General features: G+C 55.3%; 7 protein-coding genes and 2 tRNA genes. All 9 read right to left on the bottom strand.

Features of this window, described 5'->3' with window-relative positions:
* Position 1 precedes the first annotated feature (1 nt).
* Positions 2 to 74, bottom strand: a tRNA-Lys gene (locus tag SB719_RS17925).
* A gap of 50 nt (positions 75 to 124) precedes the next feature.
* Positions 125 to 200 (bottom strand) — tRNA-Lys (locus tag SB719_RS17920).
* A gap of 166 nt (positions 201 to 366) precedes the next feature.
* Positions 367 to 1161 (bottom strand): cell division protein CpoB, encoded by a 795-nt coding sequence (gene cpoB, locus SB719_RS17915; protein ID WP_065649833.1) that lies wholly within the window; start codon positions 1159 to 1161, stop codon positions 367 to 369.
* A 9-nt stretch (positions 1162 to 1170) separates the two neighbouring features.
* A complete protein-coding gene (pal, locus tag SB719_RS17910) occupies positions 1171 to 1698 on the bottom strand; it encodes a peptidoglycan-associated lipoprotein Pal (protein WP_412159530.1) in 528 nt (175 codons plus the stop codon).
* A 67-nt stretch (positions 1699 to 1765) separates the two neighbouring features.
* Complete coding sequence (gene tolB / locus SB719_RS17905) at positions 1766 to 3061, bottom strand: Tol-Pal system beta propeller repeat protein TolB (RefSeq protein WP_065649835.1); 1296 nt, start codon at positions 3059 to 3061, stop codon at positions 1766 to 1768.
* Positions 3062 to 3178: 117 nt separating this feature from the next.
* Positions 3179 to 4534 carry a cell envelope integrity protein TolA gene (tolA, locus tag SB719_RS17900; protein WP_304232347.1) on the bottom strand — a complete coding sequence of 452 codons (1356 nt, stop codon included), beginning with the start codon at positions 4532 to 4534 and terminating at the stop codon, positions 3179 to 3181.
* Positions 4535 to 4559: 25 nt separating this feature from the next.
* The gene (tolR, locus tag SB719_RS17895) at positions 4560 to 4988 is read right to left on the bottom strand and encodes a colicin uptake protein TolR (RefSeq protein WP_039383244.1); all 429 of its coding nucleotides are present in this window, start codon (positions 4986 to 4988) and stop codon (positions 4560 to 4562) included.
* A gap of 13 nt (positions 4989 to 5001) precedes the next feature.
* Positions 5002 to 5688 (bottom strand): Tol-Pal system protein TolQ, encoded by a 687-nt coding sequence (tolQ, locus tag SB719_RS17890; protein ID WP_039383242.1) that lies wholly within the window; start codon positions 5686 to 5688, stop codon positions 5002 to 5004.
* Entirely contained in the window at positions 5685 to 6089 is a 405-nt protein-coding gene (ybgC, locus tag SB719_RS17885) for a tol-pal system-associated acyl-CoA thioesterase (RefSeq protein ID WP_039383240.1), read from the bottom strand. The genes tolQ and ybgC overlap by 4 nt, the downstream gene beginning before the upstream one ends.
* Positions 6090 to 6229: the final 140 nt, after the last annotated feature.

Below are 6229 nucleotides of genomic sequence, written 5' to 3'. Positions count from 1 at the left end.
GTGGGTCGTGCAGGATTCGAACCTGCGACCAATTGATTAAAAGTCAACTGCTCTACCAACTGAGCTAACGACCCATCAAGGTTGTGAAGCTAACTGAAGAACCCGTCTGAACCTGTGGTTGAGATGGTGGGTCGTGCAGGATTCGAACCTGCGACCAATTGATTAAAAGTCAACTGCTCTACCAACTGAGCTAACGACCCATCTTCAGCGCCGCCGATACGTCTTTACATATGTCCCGGCAACGGCGGCATATATTACTGATTTAGCGGGAGGGCGCAACCCTTATTTTCCCGCAAATGACTCAACTGCTTACCTTTCAGGCGGCAAGACCAGAAATCAGACGAAATCTGGTCTTTTTTGTACACATTACAATCCGGCCAGCCGTTTTTGCGCCTGTTTTGCTGATTCACTATTTGGGAACTGCTTGATCACCTGCTGATAAACCGCTTTGGCTTTTGCCGTGTCTTTTTTATCCTGCATAATCACGCCAACCTTAAACAGCGCTTCCGCCGCTTTCGGTGATTTAGGGTAGTTCTTTACTACCGTGGCGAAATAATAAGCGGCATCATCCTTCTTGCCCTTATTGTAATGCAGCTGCCCCAGCCAGTAATTAGCATTGGGCTGATAGGTAGAGTCAGGGTATTTCTTCACCCATGCCTGCAGCGCAGAGATAGCCTGATCGTACTGCTTCTTCTCCAGAATCAGCGCGACGGCAGCGTTGTAATCGGTGTTTGCATCGCCGGTTTGTGCGGGTGCAGCAGCTGTATTACTGCCACCCGCATCAGCGTTTCCCGCTGCGGCACCGGCGCTGGCAGCATCCGCGTTACCGCCGCTCTGTGCAGCGGATTGGCTGCTGCTTAGCGTATCGAGCTGCTGATAAAGCTGCTTCTGGCGCTCAACCGCCTGGTTAAGCTGATAGCTGTTCTGCTGGATCTGCCCGCGCAGGGAGTCGATATCGCTCTGGTTATCGCTCATCTGCTGCTGCAGCTGCTGCAGCAGCTGTGCCTGGGCATTGGAGATACGTTCAAGGGTGGTGACACGGTCTTCGACCGAGCCTGAGCCAACGCTACTGATTGACGCCTGGGCATTAGCGGCCCAGGGGGCCGCTACGCCAACCAGTAACGACAGACCCGCAAGGGATAGTCTGAAGTTACTAATCATGTGATTCTCTTAGTAAACCAGTACGGCACGACGGTTTTTAGCATATGCTGATTCGTCATGGCCCAGTACGGCTGGTTTCTCTTTACCGTAAGATACGATAGACATCTGATCGGCAGAGACGCCTTTGCCCTGCAGATACATTTTCACTGCGTTAGCACGACGCTCGCCCAGGGCGATGTTGTACTCTGGCGTGCCGCGCTCATCCGCGTGACCTTCGATAGTCACTTTGTAAGACGGGTTGCCGCGCAGGAAAGCTGCGTGCTGATCCAGCATCTGAGCGTAGTCAGACTGCACGTCATACTTGTCCAGACCGAAGTAAACGATGTTGTTCTGCTGCAGCTGCTGCATCTGCAGACGCGCCTGCTCGTCAGAAGACATGTTGCCGCCGTTCATGCCAGCGCCAGAGCCCGCACCATACGCACCATCAGCACCCATACCGGCCTGATCGTTGTTGTTGTTTTTGTGTGAGCTACAGGCAGCGACTGCAATTACTGGCAGAGCCAGCATCAAACCCTTCAGCATTTTGTTCAGTTGCATTTCTTTATCCTATTATTTTGTTTGCCATACATTGGCTCCCCCGCCTGAGAGGCAAGGGAGTGATGCATCACAGATACGGCGACCAGGCAGGTGATTTTACCTGTCCATCAGTTGCCGGAAGACGCGCTTTGAAACGCCCGTCAGTTGAAACCAGCTGCAGCACGGATCCCATCCCCTGAGTAGAGCTGTAGATAACCATGGTGCCGTTTGGTGCCAGACTTGGCGTTTCATCCAGGAACGTGTCCGTTAACGTTTGAACGGCTCCCGTTTCCAGATCCTGTTTGGCGACGTGCTGCGCGCCACCGGCGCTGCTGATCATCACCATGGTTTTACCGTCGGTCGACACATCCGCATCCTGGTTCTGTTTGCCTTCCCAGGTAATGCGTTGTGGCGCGCCGCCGTTAACACCGACTTTATAAATCTGCGGTGCACCCGCCTGATCCGAGGTATACGCCAGCGTCTGGCTATCCGGGAACCAGGTTGGCTCAGTGCTGTTATAGCGGCCGTCCGTTACCTGGCGGATCTGGCCTGAGCCCAGGTCCATCACATAAAGATTCAGGCTGCCCGTTTTAGAGAGGGCGAAAGCCAGCTTAGATCCATCCGGTGAAAAGGATGGCGCACCGTTGTGACGCGGGAAAGAGGCAACCTGACGAATAGCGCCATTCGCCAGCGTCTGGATCACCAGCGCTGACTTACCGCTCTCAAAGGTAACGTATGCCAGCTTGCTGCCGTCCGGTGACCAGGCCGGTGACATCAGCGGCTGCGGTGAACGGTGTACCACAAACTGATTGTAACCGTCGTAATCAGACACGCGCAGCTCATACGGGAACTGACCGCCGTTAGTCTGCACAACATAAGCAATACGGGTGCGGAACGCGCCTTTAATGCCGGTCAGCTTCTCAAACACTTCATCACTGGCAGTATGCGCCGCATAGCGCAGCCACTGCTTCGTCACTTTGAAGGAGTTTTGTGCCAGCACGCTGCCCGGCGCACCACCGGTGTCAACCAGCTGATAGGCAACCTGATAGCTGCCATCGGCGTTAGGCGAGACCTGGCCGACGACTACTGCATCAATGCCCAGCGCGCTCCAGACGGCGGGCTGAACTTCCTGCGCGCTGCCGGGCTGCTGTGGCAGACGTGAGCGATCCAGCGGATTGAATTTACCGCTGTTACGCACGTCAGCTGCCACAATGCCGCCGACATCTTCCGGCGCCGCACCAGGTCCGGCCCATTTAAACGGTACTACACCAATTGGACGGGCAGTATTAACGCCCTGCGTAATTTCAATGCGTACTTCTGCGTGCAGCATGGCGGCCCACAGCAGTACAAAAAAACCTAAGGTTACACGAAGTGCCTGCTTCATCTTATCTCCCTTACCTGAACCTGAGTTCACGATAATTCGCACAGTTCCTGAAAAAACACGAGTATTTTATAGAATACGGCAAGCTAACCTTAGTTCAACCTGCCGTACGTTACTGCATTATTGCGGCCTGAAACGCATTGGTGCGTTTTTAAACACTTCATACACCGCCTGCGAAGGCGGCTTAGGTATACGCGCCTGCTTCGCGGCGGCAATAGCAGCCTGGCAGAGTGCCGGATCGCCCCCTTCCGATTTCACATCAATCAGCAGCCCATCGGGTGCCAGCTTGATGCGTAAATCGCAGCTCTTGCCGCGATAGAGATCGGCATCATAGAAGCGGCTCTGAATGGCGCTGGTGATCTGGCCCAGATAGGCGTTAACCTCGGCACCCGATGCCCCCGCCTTCTTCTGATTGCCCTGCCCTGCTGCACCACCGCCGCCGGCTACGGCGCCACTCTTAGGCGCATTTTTACCGGAGGAGAGGCCGCCCAGCAGATCGTCAACATCGCTTTCGCCCTGCGCGGCTTCAGCAGCCGCCTTTTTCTTCGCGTCCGCTGCTGCTTTGGCTTTCGCCGCGGCATCAGCTTTTGCTTTTGCGGCTGCATCCGCTTTCGCTTTGGCAGCGGCGTCCGCTTTCGCTTTCGCCTCAGCGGCCGCCTTCTCTTTTGCCGCCTCAGCTGCTTTCTCTTTAGCCGCTTCCGCCGCTTTTTCTTTCGCCGCTTCTGCTGCTTTCTCTTTGGCTTCCTGCGCAGCTTTGGCTTTCGCCTCTGCTGCTGCTTTGGCTTTGGCATCGGCCGCGGCCTGCGCTTTCGCTTCCGCCTGCGCTTTGGCTTTCGCCTCAGCTGCCGCTTTCGCCTGCTCGGCTGCTTTCTCTTTTGCAGCATCCGCTGCCGCTGCTTTCGCCTGCTCTTCTGCCTGTTTCTTCGCCTCAGCAGCAGCCTGCTTCGCTTCAGCCGCTGCGGTTGCTTTCGCTTCTGCTGCTGCTTTAGCGCGCGCGTCTGCTTCTGCTTTCGCATCCGCTTTCGCCTGTGCGGCAGCGGCTTCAGCCGCTTTTTGCTGCTCCTGAGCCTGCTTTGCAGCCGTTTCGGCCGCTTTCTGCTGCTCAGCCTGCTGTTTAGCCTGCTCTTTCGCTTCCTGCTGCGCCTGCAGCCGCTCTTTTTCCAGCGCTTTCAGACGCTGCTGCTCGGCGGCCTGCTTCTGCTGTAGCTCTTCCGCCTGCTGCTGCGCCTGCTTTTTCCGCTGCTGTTCCGCACGCTGGCTGTCGCTCTGCTGATTTTGCTGACGATTATATTGTTCAACCACAGCCCCGGGATCGACCATGACGGCATCAATATCGCTACCGCCGCCGCCGCCGCTCGCTTCAATATGTTCGTTGAACGAGCTCCAGATCAGCAGCGCAATCAGCACGATGTGCAGCGCCACCGAAACGATAATTGCGCGTTTCAACTTCTGGTTCTGTTCGGTTGCCTTCGACACTCTCGGTTCCCAAAAACAAGTCGCGTTAAATCGGCTGCGTCATCAGACCGACTGATTTGACGCCAGCCTGATGAAGCAGGTTCAGCGCTTTAATGATTTCGTCGTAAGGCACATCTTTGGCCCCGCCAATCAGAAACACGGTTTTAGGATTGGCTTCAATACGACGCTGCGCTTCACTCACAACCTGCTCAGGCGGCAGCTGGGTCATACGATCGTGATCCACCACCAGGCTGTATTGTCCTACACCGGCCACTTCAACAATTACCGGCGGATTATCATCGCTGGCAACTGTTTTGGAGTCAGTGGCGTCCGGCAGATCAACTTCCACGCTCTGCGTAATGATTGGCGCGGTTGCCATAAAGATAAGCAGCAGCACCAGCAGCACATCGAGCAGCGGAACAATGTTGATTTCCGACTTAAGATCGCGGCGTCCGCGACCACGGGTTCTGGCCATCGTAAACCTCGACTTACTTCGTATTGTCGCTAGAGAAAGCCTGACGATGCAGGATAGCCGTGAACTCTTCCATAAAGTTATCGTAACCCTGCTCCAGCTTGTTGACGCGCTGGTTCAGACGGTTATAGGCCATGACCGCCGGGATCGCGGCAAACAGGCCGATCGCGGTGGCGATCAGCGCTTCTGCGATACCCGGTGCCACCATCTGCAGCGTGGCCTGCTTGACTGCGCCCAGCGCGATGAAAGCGTGCATGATCCCCCATACGGTACCAAACAGACCGATATAGGGGCTGATAGAACCCACGGTACCGAGGAAAGGAATGTGGGTTTCCAGCGCTTCCAGCTCGCGGTTCATGGAGATACGCATAGCGCGGCTTGCCCCCTCAACCACCGCTTCCGGCGCATGGCTGTTTACGCGGTGCAGGCGGGCAAACTCTTTGAAGCCGGCGTAGAAAATTTGTTCAGATCCGCCCAGTTCATCACGGCGTCCCTGGCTCTCCTGATAGAGACGCGAGAGTTCGATACCGGACCAGAACTTATCTTCAAACGCGTCCGCTTCGCGCCCTGCCGCATTCAGAATGCGCGTACGCTGGATAATGATTGCCCAGGAGGCAATAGAAAAGCCGATCAAAATCAACATGATAAGTTTGACCAGAAGGCTCGCCTTCAGGAACAAATCAAGAACATTCATGTCAGTCACTGCTTGAACTCCGCGACAATAGACTTGGGAAGCGCAATCGGCTTCATCAGGTGTGGGTTAATGCAGGCGATCAGGACATCCGCCTCGTTGAGCACTCTGCCTTCAGCATTGACGATACGCTGGGTAAAGGTCATGGTCGCGCGGGTCATTGAGGTCACTTCGGTCTGTATCTCCAGAAGGTCATCAAGGCGAGCCGCGGCGATGAACTCCACCGTCATGCGCCGTACCACAAATGCGACCTGCTCTTCTAACAGGACGTGTTGATTGAAATGGCGCTGACGCAGCATTTCGGTACGTGCTCGTTCATAAAAAGCAAGATAGCTGGCGTGGTAAACCACCCCTCCGGCATCGGTATCTTCATAGTAGACCCGCACCGGCCAGCGAAACAGCGTTGTACTCACTCTACATCCCGGTCTCATTTTTAAACGTTGCTACTATACGCAAGAGCGATCCGCTTGGGAATGGTCCGCCAGAGCCAGAAGAAAATAATTATCTGACGGTAACAACCAGAAGGAATTACTCAGGGTTTCCTGACCTGTTG

The organism is Pantoea sp. SIMBA_079 (assembly GCF_046940275.1).
GTDB classification, from domain to species: domain Bacteria; phylum Pseudomonadota; class Gammaproteobacteria; order Enterobacterales; family Enterobacteriaceae; genus Pantoea; species Pantoea borealis.
This window is presented reverse-complemented; position numbering and strand designations above follow the sequence as displayed.

Coding starts and splice junctions, on each gene's coding strand:
- cpoB (WP_065649833.1), bottom strand. CDS start 1,161: ATGATTAGTAACTTCAGACTATCCCTTGCGGGTCTGTCGTTACTGGTT.
- pal (WP_412159530.1), bottom strand. CDS start 1,698: ATGCAACTGAACAAAATGCTGAAGGGTTTGATGCTGGCTCTGCCAGTA.
- tolB (WP_065649835.1), bottom strand. CDS start 3,061: ATGAAGCAGGCACTTCGTGTAACCTTAGGTTTTTTTGTACTGCTGTGG.
- tolR (WP_039383244.1), bottom strand. CDS start 4,988: ATGGCCAGAACCCGTGGTCGCGGACGCCGCGATCTTAAGTCGGAAATC.